This window comes from Leclercia sp. CFBP8987, from assembly GCF_034044995.2.
Classification (GTDB): Bacteria; Pseudomonadota; Gammaproteobacteria; order Enterobacterales; family Enterobacteriaceae; genus Enterobacter; species Enterobacter tamurae.
Window position 1 is genome coordinate 3779611 of the sequence record NZ_CM188255.1, and the last position, 19780, is coordinate 3799390.

The window sequence follows — 19780 nt, forward strand, 5'->3', positions numbered from 1 at the left end:
AAAAGAAATGATCACTATCTTAAAAATCAGTTTCTTAGGTATACCCGCGGGGATGGTGTTCTGGATTTTTGGTATCCGTTAGGAGTATATTCGCGAGGTTCGCTGATATGTTAGTCAATATTGATGAAATACAAAGACAAGCTGATGAGATGATTTTACGAGCAGGCTTTCCAAAGCATTCAGTGAATCTTTCTTCTGCTCCCTATGGCGATGGCACTCCCTATATTTCATTCGAAAATGATTCATATAATTATATTTATTCAGAAAGAGGATATGAGTTTTCCCGAAAAGTCACTCACTCTTTGAATACGCTGCTTTATTGGATAATGTCCGAATTCGCCTATCAAATTGCCTACCAATATGAGTTAGTTCACAGGGTTGAAGGCAGGGATGGACGGCGCATCGCTTTTCCAAAATTTATTGAAATAATGGCGAATATGAATCCAGCCTGGGAGTCGGAAGCGCGAGTTGACATTCAAAAAATTCTGGCTGAAGCGCCCTACGACGATAGTCTCTATACATAGTTGAGGGGAACATCGCAGCGGCACTGATGCAAAGTAAACCACAAAGCAAGTGGCTAAAAGCAGATGAAGGTCGAAAATGAATGCTATAAGCGCGAAAAATGTAGGAATACTTGCAGCGATTACCATTGCAGAAGTTGGTCCAGCGTCTGATGTAAAAGGTTTTTTTAATCTGGTGCTCTCTTTATTAGAAAACGGCACCAAAGGTAGCAAGTATCCCTGGGTAGTGGAAAAATTTTATCGCGAGTCTTTAGCTTATGATGAGCTTTACAAAGTCAAAAACGAGCTGGACTCTATTAAAAATGAATTTTTATCAATATCACTTGGTAATATTGAGTGGTCATCATTTGGGGTAGATAAAAACAACTCCCGATTAAATTTTGAAGGAGAGAATATGTTTTCAATCTTTAAGCGGTTTTTTAAAGCTTTTGATGAAGCATTTCAGGCGCTTCGCGAAGTATGTCGCGGCCTTTAGGAGGATAGCTAGCTCCTCAGCCTGTTCCGCCAGTTGGCTTTTGAGACGGGCATTCTCAGCGGCGAGTTCATTTTCACGGTCAGAGTATGAAAGCTGTTGCTGCTGTTTACTGCGCCAGGTATAGAGCTGCGATTCATACAAACTGAGCTCGCGGGCTGCTGCGACAACACCAATGCGCTCAGCCAGTTTAAGGGCTTCCTGGCGAAATTCAGGTGTGTGCTGCTTGCGTGGTTTTTTGGTGGTTGATGCTGGTTTCGTCATGTGAGCTACCTCTGGTTGAGAGTTTACTCACTTAGTCGCGTGTCCACTATTGCTGGGTAAGATCACTACAAGCTAATTAATGAACCGTTGAGCTGGTATTAAAAATTTACTATGACTCATTTAATAATGAAGCCCTGAACAGTACCAGGTAATAAAACCCGAATTGACGGACGGCACTGAACAGGGAAATCATAGTGTACTGTTAATACTAACAGATTTCATTTAAAAATAGATGGATTACAAGGAAATAAAACCAACAAGACTCTAAATCCGCCTGTCATGTTTATTCTATAGGTGGATTTAGAATCGCTGTAAGAGTTTTACTTTACAGTGCCAAGTATTTCTCTTAAAAAATCATTGAAGTTATCAAATGAACCAAATATGTTTTCTGTAGCAACATTATCCCTAATTTCAAACAAATTGCTTATAGAGTTATAAGTGAATAATGAAATGCTATCATTGCCGATTACTAAATTCTTCATCAGATCAGGATTAATGAAGTCATCATTGTTCCTATAGAAATCATTCATTACAAAGAGATTTTTAACTAATGGTTCAGGTATTGAAAGACTGAATAAAATTAACCCGTTGCATTCAAAACCATCCATTGTTTTTAAAAAATTTAAATAATCAGGTTGGTTATTACATAACTGATAGAGTTCATTACACACACTACTTATTACCGGCTGTAATTTCTCACTATGATTTTCTTTAGTTATGCTCTCTATGAATGAAAATTCAAGAGGTTTTTCTACTGGATAATTCAATTTGTCCAACATCATCTTTAATTCGATAAGAATTTCTTTTGTCTCATTTTCCATTTTTATTCCCTCCAAATTATTTAAGTGGATAAATTGAGCCAGTAGGTATAGCCCACGGAGTCACCTTACTTTCACCTACTATCATACCTCTTGTTACAGATGATTGCATGTTTGTGAAGACTTTATGGAATGGTTCATTCTCGATCAACGTTAGGTTACTAAAAGCGTTAGTACCTCCATCATCGAGAGGCAATTTATGGTGAACACTCCATCCATTAGGTATTCCACCTTCAGACATTCTCATAAGATCAGAAGGGTTAAAAGTATTAGCAGCATCTTTAGTATTTGCTAATTTGTTAAGAAAATTTTTTCTTACGGTACTATTAAATTCTTTTCGTAATACTGCTGTTTCTATAGGATCACGTTTGACGTAATTAATTTCTTTTACTGTAATTCCATCAAGCAGTTTTGATTCACCTCTTAATTTCCCTAAGTAAGTATTCATACCCTCTACATTTGTAGCTCGCTTTGCTAACAGAATTGATGCTGCTGCAATAGCGGTACCTGCTGTTTGTTCATTTAATACCTGATCATACCCCTTAATAGCATCCCCGCCCAACTGTTCTGCTGCTTTTCTAAAACCCTCCACGTTACCATTATATATACCGCCAGCAGCTAGCAAACGCCCGGCGGCTTTGCTATTAATTGTTTTAGCCGCTTGTGCGTGTTGTATTGGAGCATCCGAATAATGTATCTTTTGTGTTGGGGCTGGTTTACGCCCCTGATGATTATTCAAGCATTTTTCATAAGCCGTTCGAACTTCCATTTCGAACCACTCATGCCAATGTTCCATAAAGCAATCATAGATAAGATCTCCATTCTCATCAAAATAGAAAGGATTATTATAATAGCTCCATTTTTCAGACTTATCGAAACCAAAATACCAGCCTGTATCTATATTATGCTCTGTGTGATCGTAAGCCCCATCATACATACCATTCTGTTTACGCTGATACATTGATGAAAAGGGATTTATAAAGCCACTCTTTCTATTTGGCATTTGGTGTATAGAAAAATGATTATAGTTCTCATATTCAAGATCATAGTAGACTCTGGCCTTCTCGAAGGCTACGGCTGGTCGGAGTATGTACTGAAAGTCTTCTGGTACAAGTTCTCTGCAAGCATCCCATGCCTGAATCAGTCTAAATCCGCTCATCTAGTCCTCTGATATTAATATAGTTTCCATTCTGTCATTCTCACACACTTTATAAGGTTTTGTACAGTAATTGGCCTGTAGGCATAATCAAAACAACTAAGCACATTTCCGTGGTGTCAGTTCGGAACGAAAAAAAATACGACATTGTAAGTACAAAAAAGCAAAGGGGCATTATGTCCCTATTATTTAAAATATCCGTCTGTTCAAATTAGTATGGCTGTATGATCGTACCCACGTAATGTGGACACAGCCCTAAGCGAGGTTCTGATTTTCAAACCGTTCCGGACTGAGGCCGTCACAGACACTGTGACGGTGCCACCGATTGTAATCGCACTCAATATAATTGAGTACCGTCGTCCGCATTATTTCACGGCTGGTAAAGTCCTCTCCGTGGATACATTCCATCTTCAGTAAGTGGAAGAAGCTTTCCGCACAGCAACCACACCGCTTTTCCGTACTTCTGGACGCTCCTGAAGCCCGCAACAATAGGACATACCGATCGCATACAACGTAAAGCCGATCTCTACGCCTGCGGCGTCGATAAAAATATCGATGTGGGAAGTCCAGCTTGGGGCAGAGGTAATAGCTATCCGGGGGAGATCACAAAGCAATTTTTTGCCCGGGTAGAAAAAGTAGTAGCCTACATGCAAGATAAAGGATACGTGGTGCTGGGCTTCGACCAGTGCGGGCCACTCAAAGCGCCCACGGGAAAATGTAATTAAGTGCCCAACAATCACGGAATAAAGGATAGAAAAATATGCGCGATTCCCAAGCTATTTATAATGATATTGGCTCGGTCCTGGTGGGCGCAACGCCCGATAACGCCGCAACCATCATCGTGCGTGCTGAGCTGTCGCCCGAAGATGATCACTGCAAATGTGAGTTTGATTATGTGGACAGCACCTCAGGTGAGACAAACTGGTTTACTGCAGGCGCACAGGCCAGTGCTGATTTGCTGGACCTTCTGGTTGAGCTAAGGAGATTTTTTGTTGATAACATCTCATCACAACAGCCCTCTTTCTGGCACGCCTGTGAAATAACGGTCGATGTTGAAACGCTCAGGATCGTTATTAACTTTAAATATGCCGCTTAAGCGCAACCCCCTACCAATATAGGGGAGGCAAATTCCAGGACTATTCCGGCCTTTAAGATTATTCCCTATTTCATCCCCTGCCAAAAAAACCAACAATTTTATCGCTTTATTTGCGGTGGCATATCTCCGGCATGATGTGGGGATATATCCGGCTTCATCTATAAAAAATGACAACAAGGATTACGGAAAATGAACAAAATAGCTCTGGCGGTATGCGTTGCGGCGAGTCTGGCAAGTGGCGCTGCTCTGGCGTATAATCACACCGTTTCTGTGGGTTATGCGCAGAGTAATGTTGAAGACTTTAAAAATATCCGCGGCGTGAACGTTCAGTATCGCTATGAGTGGGATTCCCCGGTCAGCCTGATGGGCTCCTTCACCTATATGAGCGGTGATGAAGACGAGCATTATTATCTCTTCTCTGACTCCGTTAAAAACCACATCGAAGTGAAATATTACTCCCTGATGGCAGGCCCGGCATATCGCCTGAATGATTTCGTTTCCCTGTATGCGCTGGGCGGTGTTGCTCGCGTGAAAGCTGACGGCCACACCACCTGGGTAAACGGCGGCGACAATTATACTCAGCGCGACGGTATCTCTGATAAATCCACCTCTTTCGCTTACGGCGCGGGCGTGCAGTTTAACCCAACCCCTGAGCTGGCGATCCACGTCGGTTACGAAGGTACCACTGCTGACCTGGGTGACGATTACGGGATCGACGGCTGGAATGTGGGCGTAGGTTATCGCTTCTGACCCTCACCCTAACCCTCTCCCTGAAAGGGAGAGGGGACAGTTTTGTAGGCCCGGCAAGCGCAGCGCCGCCGGGCGTTACAGGCAGCACTATTCCCCGGCCTGCATAATATGGGCGATAAACTGGGTTAACTTCGGTAATGGACGTAAGTCCTGCCGCCATAAAAGATGCACCGGTCGGGGTTGTGGTGTGTAACCTTCCAAAACACGTATCAGCCGACCACTCGCAAGCTCGTCCGCCACCAGCACCTCCGGTTGTAACAGCAGTCCCGCGCCGGCAATCGCCGCCATCCGCAGCCCGTACCCGTCGTTACAGCGCAAAATCGCATCGCGCTTCCAGCGCACCTCCCCTTCCACGCCCGGCAGCCGCCACTCGTTGCGCGCGGTCCAGACGGTGTGGGACAGACAGAGGTGATCCACCAGGTCGTCCGGCGTTTGCGGTATGCCGTGGCGGGCTAAATAGTCCGGGGCGGCGCAGATCACCATCCGGTACGGGCAGAGATATTTCGCCACCAGATCCTCGGCGTGGATGTCGCCAATGCGGATTGCCAGGTCCACCCCCTCCTCCACCAGATCGACCATCCGGTTGGTGAGATCCAGCTCAACGCGTACCTCCGGGAAACGCTGCAGAAAGGTGGCGGTCAGCGGGGCGATCACGCAGCCGCCGAACGAGGTGGGCGCGGTTACCCGTAGCGTGCCCGCGGGGGCGGTACGTAATCGCTCCACCGAACGTTCGGCGATAGCCACCTGCTCGATGACCCGCTTTGCCTCTTCAAACCAGACCCGCCCGGCGTCGGTCAGGCTCTGGCGGCGGGTATTGCGCTCCAGCAGCCGGGTCCCCAGCTGCGTTTCCAGCTGCGCGATGTACTTCCCGACCATCACTGCCGACATCTCCAGTCGCGCGGCGGCTCCGGTGAAGCTGCCGCACTCCACCACCGCGATAAAGGTCTCCATGCCGCGAAACTTATCCATATTGCAAACCTCTGGTTAGTAATCTTCTAACTCTAGCCCAGTTTATCCCGCCTCCGGTTTATTAAACAATCAGGGCTCACAACAGAAGGAGTCGGCTATGAAAATCGTCATTATTGGTGCCAGCGGTACGGTCGGTCAGGCCGTCACAGAAGAACTGAGTCGTCGTCATGAGGTGATCCGCGTGGGTCGCACTCAGGGCGATCATCAGGTGGATATCACCTCGCAGGCCAGCGTCCAGACGCTGTTCGAGAAGATCGGCCCGGTGGATGCGATTGTCTCCGCCAGCGGCGGGCTGCACTTTGGCCCGCTCGCCACCATGACCGACAGCGAGTTCAATCAGGGGCTGCAGGACAAACTGCTGGGCCAGGTGCGGCTGGCGCTGACCGGGCAGCACTATTTGAACGAAGGCGGGTCGATTACCTTGATCAGCGGGATTGTCGCCCACGAGCCCATTGCCCAGGGGGTGAATGCCACCACGGTGAACGTCGCGCTGGAGGGCTTTGTCCGCGCGGCGGCGTGCGAGCTGCCGCGTGGGATCCGCATCAACCTGATTAGCCCAACGGTGCTCACCGAATCCGCCGAAGCCTATGACGGTTTCTTCCCGGGCTTTGAAAGCGTGCCCGCCGCGACCGTTGCCCTGGCCTATCGCCGCAGCGTGGAAGGAGTGCAAAGCGGGCGGGTGTATAAGGTGGGTTACTGATGATGTTCGGGGCGAGACAGCCTCGCCCCGGTTAAGGTCAGAGTCGGCGGCGGATTTTTTCCACCATCGCCGCGGTCGAAATCCCGTAACGGTCATGCAGGGTCGGCAGCGCTCCCGCGTCAAGGAAGGCGTCCGGCAGCGCGACGGTGTCAAAATCGACATGCACCCGATTGCGCATCAGCAGCGAGGCCACCGCCTCACACAGGCCGCCGACGCTGCTGTGGTTTTCCGCCACCACCACCAGCCTGCCCGGCTTCGCCGCCTGCGCCAGAATGGTCTCCTCATCCAGCGGCTTGATGGTCGGCGAGTGCAGCACCGCCACGCTGACGTTGTCCTTACGCAGCTGTTTTGCCGCCTCCAGCGCCCGCATGGTCATGATCCCCGAGGCGATAATCAGCACGTCGCTCCCCTCTTCCAGCAGTGCGGCTTTGCCGATCGTAAACTGGTAGTTGTACTGGTCCAGCACCACCGGCACCTTGCCGCGCAGCAGGCGCATATAGACCGGGCCGTTGTGCGCCGCAATAGCGGGCACCGCCTGCTCGGTATCAATGGCATCACAGGGGTCGATGATGGTCATGCCCGGAATGCCGCGCATAATGGCGATATCCTCCGTCGCCTGATGGCTCGGGCCGTAACCGGTGGTCAGCCCCGGCAGCGCCGCGCAGATCTTCACGTTGAGATGCTCTTCAGCAATCACCTGATGCATAAAGTCATAGGCACGGCGGGTGGCAAACACCGCATAAGTGGTGGCGAAGGGAATAAAGCCCTCTTTTGCCATCCCCCCTGCGGCCCCCATTAACAGCTGTTCCGCCATTCCCATCTGGTAGAAGCGCTCCGGGTAAGCCTGGGCAAAGATATGCAGATCGGTGTATTTCGACAGATCCGCCGACATGCCGACGATCTCCGGGCGCTGCTCCGCCAGCTTCACCAGCGCGTGGCCGAACGGCGCGGCGCGGGTCTCCTGCCCTTCGTCGGCAATAGAGGCGATCATGGCCGAAGTGGTTAAACGCGGTTTTTTCTCGCTGGTCTGGCTCATCACTGCACTCCTTCCGGTTTGTTCGCGTCCAGTACCGCGAGCGCTTTTTGCCACTCGTCAGCGTCCACGCGGATAAAATGGTTCTTGTCGCGCTGCTCAAGGAAGGGCACGCCCTTGCCCATCAGGGTGTCGCAGAGGATGACCCGCGGCTGGTTCTCCGGGTAGCGCTTCGCGTTATCAAACGCCGCCACCAGGGCCGGGACGTCATTACCGTTGACCCGCTGCACGTACCAGCCGAACGAGGTCCACTTATCTTCCAGCGGCTCAAAGCCGAGGATTTTGTGCGAGTTGCCGTCGGCCTGCTGGCGGTTGATATCCACCAGCACGATAAGGTTCGACAGGCCGTAATGGGCGGCAGACATCGCCGCCTCCCAGGTGGAGCCCTCGTCCAGCTCGCCGTCGGACATGGAGTTAATCACCCAGGCTGCGCTCTTCTTGTGCTTCAGCCCCAGGGCCATGCCCACGCCGATGCTTAAGCCCTGCCCCAGCGAGCCGCCGGAGATTTCCATGCCCGGGGTGTAGGTGGCCATGCCGGACATTGGCAGGCGGCTGTCGTCCGAGCCGTAGGTTTCCAGCTCCTCTTCAGGAATAATGCCCGCCTCGATCAGCGCCGCGTAACAGGCGATAGCGTAATGCCCATGAGAGAGCAGAAAGCGGTCGCGCCCTTCCCACTCCGGCTCGTCAGGTTTGATAGCCATGCCGTGGGCGAAGGCGGTGGCCAGCACATCCGCATAGCCCAGCGCCTGGCCGATATAGCCCTGGCCCTGCACTTCTCCCATCCGCAACGCATAGCGGCGAATGCGCCAGGCGGCAGCGGCGACCTGTTGTACTGTCGTATCAGTCATGATGATGTCTCCTCAGTGGATCAACATGCCGCCGTTCACGTCGAGCGTGATGCCGGTGGAGTAAGAAGCGAGATCGCTGCCCAGGAACAGCGCGGCACGGGCAATATCCTGCGCATCCCCAAGACGGTTAAGGGGAATACCCGCCAGAATGGACGTTTTCATCTCATCGGAGAGTTTGCCCGCGGTGATATCGGTCTGAATCAGACCCGGGGTGATGCAGTTCACGCGCACGTTATCCGGCCCCAGCTCGCGGGCCATGGCTTTGGCCAGCCCCAGCACGCCCGCTTTTGCCGCGCTGTAGTGCGGCCCGCCGAAGATGCCGCCGCCGCGCTGGGCCGACACCGAGGAGATGCAGACGATGCTGCCGGACTGCTGGGCGCGCATGGTAGGGATCACCGCCTGGGACATCAACAACGTGCCGCGCAGGCTCACGTCCAGCACCGCGTCATAGTTTTCGCGCTTAATATCCATCAGCCTGATGGGCTGGGTGATCCCGGCATTATTCACCAGAATATCAATACGCCCGTATTGCCCCAGCACCTGCTCGATGGCGGCGTTAACCTGCTGTTCATTGCTGACGTTTGCCGCCAGGCCCAGATGGGCTTCGCCGAGGCTCGCCGCCGCGGCCTTGCTGGCGTCAGCATCTAAATCAATAATGACAACCTTCGCACCCTGTTCGGCATATAACCTGGCGGTGGCGAAACCCAAGCCGCGTACAGAGGCCGCGCCGGTAATAACGGCGACTTTATCTTTCAGTAGCATATATTTACTCCATGATCGTGAGGGGTGTTTATTTTATTATTTCGGCTCTTCCAGCAAGAAAATCACCAATAATCCAATTGCCGCGCAAATACCGAAATAAATAAAGACAGAATTAAAACTTCCTGTTTTATCCAGCAGATAACCCGCCAGCATCGGTGAGACAAATCCGCCGAGATTGCCGCCGCTATTAATAATCGATGCGGCAATGGGATAGGTTTTATTATCCGCAACAGCCATGCCATAAGCCGTAAAGGCGGGCCAGCCAATATTCAGACAGAGGCCAACAAAAAAGAGACCGATGCAGACCGCAACGGTGCTTTGCGGAATATTGAGCATAATGATCATCATCACCACGGTGCTGATAGCGGTAAACATCATGGTCGGCTTACGTCGGCGTCCCAGTAGCTTGTCCGAGACGTAGCCGCCGAAGATAGCCCCAATGAACCCACCGATGCACGGCATGCTGGCAACCAGGCCCATGCTCATGAAGGTAAAGCCTTTCTCTTTCACCAGATAGAGCGGGATCCAGGTGAGCAGGCCGTACAGGACGCTCACCATCATGAAGTATGCCAGGCAGTCGCCGAGAATGTTCTTCGAGGTAAACAGCCCTTTTACCGTGCTGACCGGGGTGAGGTCGCGAACGCGGATCAGGCGGTCGAGCACGTTAAACCGCGGTTCGATAACAATGTTTTCCCGTCGGGACACGGTCGTATCTTGCCCTTCAGAGATAATGTCCAGCTCGGCTTTGGAGACGAATGCGCTTTCTCCGGGTTTGGTGCGCACCAGCAGATACCAGACCACAGCGATGACCAGCCCCGGGATGGCGAAGGAGAAAAAGACCCAGCGCCAGCCCCAGGTCATGGCGATCCACACCGCCAGGGGGGGAACAAAGATCGGCGCAAACATGGTGGCGGCGATATAGACCCCGGTCGCGGTGGCTTTCTCCTTCGGCGGGAACCAGTTGTTGATGGTCGAAGCGAGCCCAACCGGGCACGGCCCTTCCGTCAGCCCGAGGCCGAGGCGAATAAACTTGAGCCCCAGCACCGATGTTGCGGTACCCATCAGCCAGGTGAAGGCGGAGAAGCCAAAAATGGAGAGGGCCACCATACCGCGGATGCCTTTTTTGGCGATAAAAAAGCCCGCCGGGATCTGGCTCAGCGCATAGCCCAGAAAAAACATACTGGCGATGGCACCGGCCTCGAAATTATTAATATGGAACTCGTCGATGATAAAGGGAAGCACGGCCCCGATATTTGTTCTGTCAGCATAATTAATGGCATACACAATAAATATCAACGCCAGTACCACGAAGCGATAATTGGTTTTTTTAGTCGCTATGTAGGGGGTAACTTGTTCTATACGAGACATGTTTTACCTCATTATTCGAACAACGTGAGTCGTTTTAATTTCGCGTTCAACGTCAATATATCGGCTTAGGTTTGAAACACCATTCAATAAAACTCATTTATTGCTGAGATAAATTTGATTCGCGATACAGCTCAAAAAAATAAGATCATCATGAAATTGCCCGCTCCGCGGCTCAATGTTATGTTTTTTATCATTAAACACGAAAGGAGCAGATGATGACCGCCCAGGATCGCCAGACGTTAGCACTGCCTTCGCTCAGAAATCTTCAGGCTTTTGTCGCGGTGGCCAACGCGCTGAGCATCCATCAGGCGGCCGAGCAGCTCAATGTCACCCCCTCTGCGGTGAGCCATCAAATCGCGTCGCTGGAATCGTGGATGGGTAAGAAGTTGTTCATTCGCAGCGGCAAGGGCGTTCAGCTCACCCCTACGGGCGAAAAATATCTGCGGGAAGTGTCAGCAGCACTGAGCGCCATCGGGCGTGCCACCGATCAGATTATTAAAGAGAAAGATAACGCCGTGCTGCGGGTCCACTCCTCTCCGACCTTCGGTTTATCCTGGCTATTGCGCCGCCTGGGTAAGTTCCGCACCGAATATCCTGATATCACCGTGAACCTGACCTGCTCGTATGAAAATTTGCAGTTCGCCCGGGATAATATTGACATCGATATTCGTCACGGCATTCCGGACTGGGACGCCTATCGGGTGATGACCATTAAAAACGATGCCCTGGTGGTGCTGGCCTCGCCGGACTATCTGCGGGAGCACCCCCTACAGGCACCGCAGGATCTGCTGTCGCAGGCGCTGATTTCGTCCACCAGCACGCTGGTGAACTGGGAGAAGTGGTTCGCGTGGCACAACATTGACAGGCCGTGGCTCAACTTCAGTCTGAGCTTCGACCGTTCCTATATGAGCTTTGAAGCTGCCCGCATGGGGCTGGGTTTTATTCTGGAAAGTAAAATGATGGCCACCGACCACCTGAACGACGGCTCGCTGGTGGAGGTTTTTCCCGACGAGCCGGGTATCGCCATTAACGCCCATCATCTGGTGATGCCGCACATGAACGAGCGCAGCTGGAAGATCCAGCGGTTTGTCGAGTGGATAGACCGGGAGCTGCGGTTGTCGGGGTATCACCTTTAACGGACTACAATGCGGTCTGTTGCCCTCACCCCTCCCTCTCCCACAGGGAGAGGGCGCAAACACTAAAAACGGTAACTGGCGTTACCGTTTTGCTTTTACCTTAGCCCACCGTCCCCCACACGAGGTTCCCGTTATGGAAGGTGGCGGTGCGCGGGGAAATGCGCGCCACCGCTTCGGCGGAACAGGAGGCGTCCACCAGCACAAAGCTGGCGGCATCCTGGGCTTTGGGCCATACCCGCTCGCCTTTGTCGTTCAGCGGCAGCACGTCGCCGGTGGCAATACCCAATGCGCGGGAAAGCGTCTGCTCGTTCGGGCGGATATAGAGCTGGGCATACAGATTGGCTTTTTCCAGCATGTCCCCCAGACCATACGGCGACCAGTGGTCGATCACACTGTCGGTGCCGCTGATGACAAACACCCCCTTATCGCGCAGCTGCTTGAGCGGCATATGCAGCGTGCCAATCGGCACCGTCGAGGCGATGGTGATCTGCTGCGCCGCCATGCGCGGGGCCAGGGCGTCCACCTCCTGCTCGTTAAGCATCGCCAGAGCAAAGGCGTGGCTGATGGTCAGCTTGCCCTTCAGCTCGGGGGTTTTCTCCACGGTTTGCACCATGTAGTTCACCGCCGCCACCCCCGCCGGGCTGGTTTCATGCAGGTGGATATCCACCCCTTTATCGTAATCCAGCGCAATCTGGAACATCAGGTCGAGGGACTTCTCCATCGCGCCATCGACGCTGGTGGGGTCCAGGCCGCCAACGTAGTGCGCCCCGGCCTGCATCGCCTCGCGCATCAGCTTTTCCGCGTTCGACAGTAGCAGGCCGTGCTGCGGGAAAGCGACAATCTCGCAGTCGAATCCAGATTTGCGCCGCGCCAGCACCGCCTGTAAATTCTCCAGGTTTTTCAGCCCGGAGGTGGGCTCGATGTTGCAGTGGCTGCGGGCGATGGTGGAGCCCTTCGACTGGATCAGGTCGATCAGCTTTTCCGCCCGCTCCTGAGTGTAAGGTTGCAGCTCCGGAAGCAGCTTTTGCTCGAGGCGGATCATGTCCTGAATGGTGGTGCCTGCCGGGCGATTCAGCGAGCGCCACGGACCGCCGTAGAAGGTCTTATCCAGATGGATGTGCATGTCGCGCATCGCCGGGAGCAGCAGCTTGCCGCCGCCATCGTAGTGCGGCAGCGTGGCGTCGGCGTGGCTGTTGTTATCCAGCAGGGCGGCGATTTTGCCGTCCTTGATCTCCAGGGTTTTCAGCTCGGTGCGGGTGCTGACGGCCACGTCGCCGTCAAAGTTAAACCCGGCCTCCAGCAGCACGTTGTCCAGATAGTAGTGGGTCGCGGTGATGTTCATCGGTTTGCCCGTCTCGCAGGTCGGTTTTGCTGTGTCGGCAGCATACGCGACGGAGCCGGTAGCGCCAAACAGCGCACAGGCAGTTGCAGCGGTGGCGATTTTGCCGCTCTGGCTAAGAAACTCCCGGCGGCTTTTATTCTCACTCATTGTCTTATCCTTGTATTGTCTCGCGGCGGGCTGGAAGCCCGCCGGGGTTAAGCCACAATATGGGTACCCGTCTCGCCACGCAGCGCCGCAGGCAGACAGTCCGGCGAGGTGATGATCACCCGCGTGCCGCCATGGTGCAGGAATTCCAGGCTGGCAACGATTTTCGGCAGCATGCTGCCCGCCGGGAAGTGGCCCTCTCCCATGTAGCGCGTCATCTGCGCCACGTTCACCGTCTCCAGCGCCTGCTGGTTGGGCTTGCCGAAGTTGATGCACACTTGCTCGACGCCGGTGGTGATCACCAGCACGTTGGCGTGGATCTCCCGGGCCAGCAGCGCGGTGGAGAGATCTTTGTCGATCACCGCATCCACGCTCTGGTAGTCACCCTCTGCACTGCGGATCACCGGAATGCCGCCGCCGCCCGCGCCAATCACCACAAAGCCTTTTTGCGTCAGGGCCTTGATAGCGTCGGCTTCGACGATGCGCACCGGCTGCGGCGAAGCCACCACGCGGCGGTATCCCCGGCCGGAATCCTCGACGAAATGCCAGTCGGGATGGGCGCGCTGCAGCTCGTCACGCTGGGCTTCGCTGAAGAAGGCACCAATCGGTTTAGTCGGATGCGTAAAACCGGGGTCGTTTTTGTCGACCTCGACCTGGGTGACCACCGTCACCGCCTTTTGCTCGCCGCGGGCGGCAAGGCGGTTGTTCAGCGCCTGCTGGATCAGATAGCCGATCCCGCCCTGGGTATCGGCCACGCAGTTCGCCAGCGGGGTCAGCGGCAGCCCTTCGCGCTCGTGGGCGATTTCCGCCCGGCGCAGATCCAGCCCCACCTGCGGGCCGTTGCCGTGGGTGAGGACGATGTCATAGTCCGAGGCCAGCATCTCCAGTACCGATTCCGCGACCGCTTTCACCGCCTGCGCCTGGTGCTCAATCGACTGGCTGGCGTTATCTTTGATAATGCTGTTGCCGCCGATGGCGACGACCATAAGCTCTTTCATACGTTTTCCTTCGCAACAGGGACAGGTTCAACGCTCACTGCTTCACGGCTGTCGAGGAAATGCTTCAGCACAAACATGCCGCTCATCATCAGGTAGGCCAGCACGAAGGTCAGCGAACTGCCCTCGGCGAAGCCGACCACCGGAGCGTGGATCACCCCGAACAGGGCCAGCAGCGCACCGACGGCGGCGGCGATGGCACCGCGCAGCGGCTTGTTGATGATGGAGAAGATCGCAATGCAGCCCCAGAGCATACTGGCGAGTGGTGCGCCATTACCCAGATGCATCAGCCCTTCGTAGTAAATCCCTTTGCTGTGCAGCACGTCGGTGCCGATTTTCGCCGCGTTAGTCCCTGCCGCCCCCATCACGCTGTTCATCATGGTTAACGCCCAGTTGGCGATCCACGGGAACAGACAGATGAAGATGACGGGCACCTCTATTTTGGGCGTTTCCCTCACCACCTGGTTGGCGGTGACCACGCCGATAAACACCAGAATCGGCACGATGGCGGTCATCGGGATGATGGCGAGCATAAAGGCCCCCAGCCCGAACAGCGGCACGATGAACATGGTCACGCCGGAGGCCAGCGTGTAGCCGATGCTCGCCCCCATCGCTTTCCAGCCCGCGTGGCCGACGTAGACCGTCACCGGGAACGGGTTGCCCATCAGGCAGCCGAGCATCGAGGCCAGACCGTTGGCCAGCATCACCTTACGGGTCGGGTACTCATCCCCCGCCGCGTGGGCGCTTTCGATGTTCTCAAGGTCAAAGATGTAGTTCGCCAGCCCCAGCGGAACCGCAGACGCCAGGTACGGCAGCGCGTGCGGCAGACCCTGCATAAAGCTGTCGATATGCACCTCCGGCGGGTTAAAACCGAAGGAGGACATCGAAGCCTTGATCGCTTCCGGGCTCTGCATACCGGAGATCCACGCCAGCGCGGTCCCGGCCACCAGCAGCAGCAGACCGGTAGGAATACGGGCGAAGATCGGCTTTTTGCCAAACCAGTTGATAAAGATCAGCAGCAGCACGATGAAGGAGACCGTCGGCGCTTCGAAGGCCTGCAGCATCGGGTTCATCGCCAGCAGCAGCAGACCCAGACCGGAGAGGCACGACAGCAGCACGGTACGCGGGATCATCTTGCGGATGGTCTCCCCGAGGAAGGAGCCACCCGCGAGGATCATCGCCTCCACGAAGCACCACACCAGACCAATCTGGATGGCGAAATCCGCATCGCCGGTCTGCTGATAGACCGGCATCAGCACCAGAAACGTCACGGTAAAGATCGACGGGGCGCTCGGCCCCGACGGCAGTGCGGTCACATCCGTGCGCCCGGTCTGGCGCGCCATCTGTAAACCAAACCACGCGTAGCAGACGCTCGCCACCAGCACCGCCAGCCCGAAGGCCGGCGCAATACGTCCATAAACAATCTCTTTCGGGATGCCGACGACAAAAATGAGCAGCCCCATCATGGTCAGCAGGTTGGTCAGGTTGTTGGTCATCAACCCGAAGTACGCCGCCCAGTCACCTCTTTTCCATTCCAGTTTCATGCTTTTCATGGATGCTTACCTTATAAGAAGTAGCGATCGCGGAAGGTCAACAGCGCCTTTTCAAAACAGCTAAACGGCGGGTGAACGATGCCCGCCCCAATCATGCCGATCCCGGCGTCCTTGTGGGCGATAGCGGTGTTGATCACCGGCAGAATGCCGCTGCCCGCCACTTTCGTGATGTCGATAGCGGTGGGGATGCCCATAAACGACAGCAGCGGAATGGTGACGTTCGGGTTTTCCCCGAGGGTGATCTCGCGCATCTGGCGGGAGAAGTCGATGGCTTCTTCCACCGTACCGCCCACCAGAGCGACAATCGCCGGGGCCGTCGCCATCGCAAAGCCGCCGATGCCGTAGGTTTCGGTGATGGCGCTGTCGCCGATATCCAGCCCGGAGTCTTCCGGTTTGTAGCCCGCGAACATCGGGCCAATCACCTGCTGGGCCGGACCGGTGAACCACTGCCCCGGCAGGCCGGAGATGCGCAGGCCGAACTCGTAGCCGTTGCGCGCCATGGTGGTGACCACGGTGCTGTACTCGATGCCGTGGGCGGCATCCAGCGCGGCTTTACACATCGCCATCCACGTTGGGCCGGAGAAGTAGTCGCTGCTGGCGACAAACTCAAACACCTGGCGCTGCTGCTCCACCGGATAACCCGCCTGGATCAGCCCCGGGGTTAAGGCCTGGATCAGCAGCGTGGTGCCGGCGTTGTTGCGGTTGTGGCACTCGTCGCCCATGTGCAGGGCCTGAGCCAGCATCAGACGCAGGTCGATTTCGCCGATGATCTTCATGGCGTCGCGCAGCATCGGGCCGAGCACGTCGCGCATCCAGTTCAGACGGTCGATGACGCTCTGGTCGTTGGCGCCCATGCGCAGGATCTTCGCCATCTGCTCGCTGAGGTTAGTGAAGGCGCGGTTGCCGTAAGTTTTGTTCTCGACGATATGCATAAACATCGATGCCGAGGTGACGCCCGCCATCGAGCCCACGCAGTCGTGCTCATGGCACGGCGAGAAGGTAATGTCGCCAGAAGCCGCCAGCCGTGCCGCGTCTTCGAGGTCTTTGGCTAACCCTTCAAACACCAGCGCCCCGGTGACCGCCCCTTTCATCGCCCCGCACATGTTTTCCCAGGTAACTGGCGGACCGGCGTGCAGGATGGTGGTGCGGGTCATGCCCGGCACCACGTTGATGGCCTGATCGAAGCCCACCAGCACCGGGTGGGACTGGATAATGCGCTCCAGGGCAATCTTGTTGGCGGCGGCGATTTTCTCCGCCAGCGGTTTATCTGCCAGCTGATCGAGGGCCTCGACCACCTGCATATTGCCCTGCCCCGGCGGAGTCCAGTCGAGATGGGTGACCGGGACGTGCTGCTTTTTCAGGTCGTCGCTGAACATGGCGATGCCGACGTTAATGACGTTCAGCGGCTGGTTAAATAAGGTGGTCATCAGGCTTTCTCCCCTTTGCAGACAAATTCACGTGCCAGTAATCCGGTGTTGGTACTGCTGCTGGCCCAGATCACGCCCGCATCGGTCAGGAGCTGGCACTGCTGGGTCAGGGACGGAGAATCCTGGTCGGTGCCGAGCACGTAGCCGAGGATCTCCAGCGGACGGTTGTCGGCTCTGGCGATCGCCTGCGCCTCCTTGATCGCGTCGATCATCACCCCGACCGGATCCTCGTGCGATCCGAACCCGAGGACGAAGTCCATGACGATCACCCCCACTTCGGGATCGCGGGCCTCCTGCAGCAGCCGGCTGATGCGGTTGGTCGGGTCGATCATCGGGTGCGGCTTGCCGTTGGTGAAATCGTCATCGCCAAAGTCGAGGAAGGTATGGGCCTGGCTGACGTTGATATCCGCCAGACGTCTGGTTGGGTCCGGCTGAATATTGCTGTAGACGTCGTCATATTTTTCCAGCGCGGCGAACATCGCTTCGTCGCACAGGGTGCCGCCGCAGAACAGGCCGCGGATGTACTTCTGCTGCGGGGTCAGACGGGCGCGCACCTCTTCGATCAGCGGCCAGTTGAGCGGGTGCAGATCCAGCGACTCTTTTTTAATCCCGGTGAGCAGGACCGCCTTCAGCGCTGCCTCTTTGGTGCCGCGGGCAAACTCTAATCCCGCTTCATCGGCAGGCGGTTGGTTGCGACCGAGGAAACAGACCACCACCGGTTTACGGCAGGCGCGGGCGCGGGCCAGCACTTTCTCCGCCACCGCAGGCGCAGGGGGTTTGGAGATCAGGGCGATGACCTGGGTGGCGTCGTCCGCCTCCAGCATGGCGATGGCGTCGAGCATCATCAGCCCGCCGATCTTTTCGCTCAGATCGCGACCGCCGGTGCCGATCAGCTGGGAGATACCGCCGCCAAACTCGTGGATGCGCGCGCTCAGCTCCTGGCTACCGGTGCCGGACGCGCCGACGATACCAATCGGCCCGCGGCGTACCGCGTTGGCAAAGCAGAGCCCTGCCCCGTTAATGATGGCGGTCCCGCAGTCCGGCCCCATCAGCAGCAGCCCCTTCTCGTGGGCCAGCTGCTTGAGCGCCAGCTCGTCGTCGAGGGAGACATTGTCAGAGAACAGCATCACGTTAAGGTCGTTCTCCAGCGCCTGACGCGCCTCGCGGGCGGCAAAGGTGCCGTTGACCGAGATCACCGCCAGATTGGCGTCCGGGCGGTGAGTTTTGGCGCTGGCGAGGGTGGCGTAACGCGATTCGTGTGAGCCGCCGCTCTCTTTGCGGGTGAACAGGGCTTCGATGGCGGCCAGGGTTTCGTCGTTGGCGGCCTCGCCTTTAATGACGATCATCAGGTCGCCGTTTTTGGCGTCGGCTAATTCCGGCGTCAGCAGGCCGAGATTTTTTAATACGCCTTTATTCATTTCGGTGGCCATGGCGACAAAGGCCTGTTCCACGCCGGGTAATTTATTGGCTTTGGTGGAAACCGACATCAGCGATACGGAATCAAAATAAGTATTCTTTTTTATAACGATTTTGGTGGGCATTACGTCCTCCTGAATGCGGGCAAAAGGGGGCCACATCACGCCCGAAGGCATGATGGAAAAGGCTGTTTTTAGTGCAGGCCAGCCGGACATGGCTGGCCGGGGTATTACGCGCCGGCGGCGAGCAGCAGATCGGCGATCTCGTTGAAGCCTTTTTCCCGCGCCAGTTCGAGAGGGGATTTACCGTATTTGTCGGTCATGTGCGGGTTGGCGCCGTGGTCGAGCAGTAATTTCACAATCGCCTGCTGGCGGGCACCGCCGTCATTGAGGACGATGGCTTCGAGTAGCGGCGTCCAGCCCACGAAGTTGGTGTGATTGACGTTGATGTCGGTGTGGGTCAGCAGCGCCTGCACCACCTCCAGATGGCCTTTCTCGCTGGCCGGGGTGATGCCCACGCCGCCGAAGCGGGTCAGCCTGTCGAGATCCGGGTTGGCCGGCAGCACCAGGCGCAGCAGGGTGAGATCGTTGGTCAGGCAGCTAATCAGGAACGGGTTGAAACAGGTCTGATCCTGCTGGTCGATATTGGCCCCGGCGGCAATCAGTAATTCCACGCAGGGATAATGTTTATTCAGGCTGGCAATAATAATGGCGGTTCTTTTCTGACGGTTGGTGGCGTTAATATCCACCCCTTTTTCCAGACAGGCTTTTAATGCGTCACCATTTCCCTGTTCGGCGGCCAGCAGAAATTCAGTGACGAGCTCATTGTTGGACATATCCACACTCCTGGTTTTCCTTTCTGATGGACTGAGCATAGCAATGGCCTGGTCAGAAAAGAATCCGCTTAAAAATGATTCATCGACAGCCAATTCATTGTTGAGTTAAATTTAACAGTGGAGTCAAAATGTGCGTCTGTGCAACCTTTTCCTTATGTTTTACCGCTTTTTTAGC

Annotated in this window: 19 protein-coding genes and 2 pseudogenes; 6 read left to right on the forward strand and 15 right to left on the reverse strand. The window is 55.2% G+C overall.

What is annotated here, in order from left to right; translation table 11 throughout:
- The first annotated feature begins 107 nt into the window (after positions 1-107).
- Both SOM40_RS18140 and SOM40_RS18145 read left to right on the forward strand, forming a co-directional pair.
- Positions 108-524: an Imm63 family immunity protein gene (locus SOM40_RS18140; RefSeq protein WP_320530492.1), complete on the forward strand. Its 417-nt coding sequence runs from the start codon at positions 108-110 to the stop codon at positions 522-524.
- A gap of 76 nt (positions 525-600) precedes the next feature.
- Positions 601-996 (forward strand): Imm70 family immunity protein, encoded by a 396-nt coding sequence (locus SOM40_RS18145; protein ID WP_320530493.1) that lies wholly within the window; start codon positions 601-603, stop codon positions 994-996.
- Here SOM40_RS18145 and SOM40_RS18150 read toward each other — a convergent pair.
- The 4 genes and pseudogenes from SOM40_RS18150 to SOM40_RS18165 form a co-directional block, all read right to left on the reverse strand.
- Positions 959-1257 (reverse strand): annotated as a pseudogene (locus SOM40_RS18150) (transposase); the annotation flags it as partial. The gene SOM40_RS18145 and the pseudogene SOM40_RS18150 sit on opposite strands and share 38 nt — an antisense overlap.
- A 320-nt stretch (positions 1258-1577) precedes the next feature.
- Positions 1578-2078, reverse strand: a complete 501-nt coding sequence (locus SOM40_RS18155) for a YrhA family protein (RefSeq protein WP_320530494.1) — start codon at positions 2076-2078, stop codon at positions 1578-1580.
- A gap of 16 nt (positions 2079-2094) precedes the next feature.
- Positions 2095-3234, reverse strand: a complete 1140-nt coding sequence (locus tag SOM40_RS18160) for an HNH endonuclease signature motif containing protein (protein ID WP_320530495.1) — start codon at positions 3232-3234, stop codon at positions 2095-2097.
- A gap of 252 nt (positions 3235-3486) precedes the next feature.
- Positions 3487-3771 (reverse strand): annotated as a pseudogene (locus SOM40_RS18165) (IS3 family transposase); the annotation flags it as partial.
- Positions 3772-3991: 220 nt separating this feature from the next.
- Here SOM40_RS18165 and SOM40_RS18170 point away from each other — a divergent pair.
- Entirely contained in the window at positions 3992-4327 is a 336-nt protein-coding gene (locus tag SOM40_RS18170; protein WP_320530496.1) for a hypothetical protein, read from the forward strand.
- A 189-nt stretch (positions 4328-4516) separates the two neighbouring features.
- The gene (locus SOM40_RS18175) at positions 4517-5077 is read left to right on the forward strand and encodes an Ail/Lom family outer membrane beta-barrel protein (protein WP_320530497.1); all 561 of its coding nucleotides are present in this window, start codon (positions 4517-4519) and stop codon (positions 5075-5077) included.
- A gap of 87 nt (positions 5078-5164) precedes the next feature.
- On the opposite strand, the gene SOM40_RS18180 is transcribed toward SOM40_RS18175, so the two are convergent.
- A complete protein-coding gene (locus SOM40_RS18180) occupies positions 5165-6046 on the reverse strand; it encodes a LysR substrate-binding domain-containing protein (RefSeq protein ID WP_166183584.1) in 882 nt (293 codons plus the stop codon).
- A gap of 97 nt (positions 6047-6143) precedes the next feature.
- Here SOM40_RS18180 and SOM40_RS18185 point away from each other — a divergent pair, with 97 nt between their 5' ends.
- Entirely contained in the window at positions 6144-6746 is a 603-nt protein-coding gene (locus tag SOM40_RS18185; protein WP_320530498.1) for a short chain dehydrogenase, read from the forward strand.
- A gap of 37 nt (positions 6747-6783) precedes the next feature.
- Here the strand turns inward: SOM40_RS18185 and SOM40_RS18190 are convergent, their stop codons facing one another.
- The 4 genes from SOM40_RS18190 to SOM40_RS18205 are packed head-to-tail and all read right to left on the reverse strand — an operon-like array spanning position 6784 to position 10757.
- Positions 6784-7782, reverse strand: a complete 999-nt coding sequence (locus tag SOM40_RS18190) for a transketolase family protein (RefSeq protein ID WP_106994931.1) — start codon at positions 7780-7782, stop codon at positions 6784-6786.
- Positions 7782-8627: a transketolase gene (locus SOM40_RS18195; RefSeq protein WP_166183590.1), complete on the reverse strand. Its 846-nt coding sequence runs from the start codon at positions 8625-8627 to the stop codon at positions 7782-7784. The genes SOM40_RS18190 and SOM40_RS18195 overlap by 1 nt, the downstream gene beginning before the upstream one ends.
- 12 nt (positions 8628-8639) lie before the next feature.
- Positions 8640-9389: an SDR family NAD(P)-dependent oxidoreductase gene (locus SOM40_RS18200; RefSeq protein WP_106994929.1), complete on the reverse strand. Its 750-nt coding sequence runs from the start codon at positions 9387-9389 to the stop codon at positions 8640-8642.
- A gap of 36 nt (positions 9390-9425) precedes the next feature.
- Entirely contained in the window at positions 9426-10757 is a 1332-nt protein-coding gene (locus SOM40_RS18205; protein ID WP_262672586.1) for an MFS transporter, read from the reverse strand.
- Between the two features lie 215 nt (positions 10758-10972).
- Between SOM40_RS18205 and SOM40_RS18210 the strand changes: the two genes are divergently transcribed.
- Positions 10973-11893, forward strand: a complete 921-nt coding sequence (locus SOM40_RS18210; RefSeq protein WP_106994927.1) for a LysR substrate-binding domain-containing protein — start codon at positions 10973-10975, stop codon at positions 11891-11893.
- Between the two features lie 100 nt (positions 11894-11993).
- Here the strand turns inward: SOM40_RS18210 and SOM40_RS18215 are convergent, their stop codons facing one another.
- The 6 genes from SOM40_RS18215 to SOM40_RS18240 all read right to left on the reverse strand — a co-directional run bounded on the left by SOM40_RS18215 (position 11994) and on the right by SOM40_RS18240 (position 19605).
- Positions 11994-13382 carry an amidohydrolase family protein gene (locus SOM40_RS18215; protein WP_320530499.1) on the reverse strand — a complete coding sequence of 463 codons (1389 nt, stop codon included), beginning with the start codon at positions 13380-13382 and terminating at the stop codon, positions 11994-11996.
- A gap of 47 nt (positions 13383-13429) precedes the next feature.
- A complete protein-coding gene (locus SOM40_RS18220) occupies positions 13430-14377 on the reverse strand; it encodes a carbamate kinase family protein (protein WP_320530500.1) in 948 nt (315 codons plus the stop codon).
- Positions 14374-15927 carry a xanthine permease gene (locus SOM40_RS18225; RefSeq protein WP_106994924.1) on the reverse strand — a complete coding sequence of 518 codons (1554 nt, stop codon included), beginning with the start codon at positions 15925-15927 and terminating at the stop codon, positions 14374-14376. The genes SOM40_RS18220 and SOM40_RS18225 overlap by 4 nt, the downstream gene beginning before the upstream one ends.
- Before the next feature lie 11 nt (positions 15928-15938).
- Entirely contained in the window at positions 15939-17354 is a 1416-nt protein-coding gene (locus SOM40_RS18230; RefSeq protein WP_262672589.1) for a YlbE family protein, read from the reverse strand.
- Positions 17354-18895, reverse strand: coding sequence for an acyl-CoA synthetase FdrA (gene fdrA, locus SOM40_RS18235; RefSeq protein WP_320530501.1), 1542 nt, complete (start codon positions 18893-18895; stop codon positions 17354-17356). Before fdrA ends, SOM40_RS18230 begins: the two co-directional genes overlap by 1 nt.
- Positions 18896-18999: 104 nt before the next feature.
- Entirely contained in the window at positions 19000-19605 is a 606-nt protein-coding gene (locus tag SOM40_RS18240) for an ankyrin repeat domain-containing protein (RefSeq protein ID WP_320530502.1), read from the reverse strand.
- Between the last annotated feature and the right edge of the window lie 175 nt (positions 19606-19780).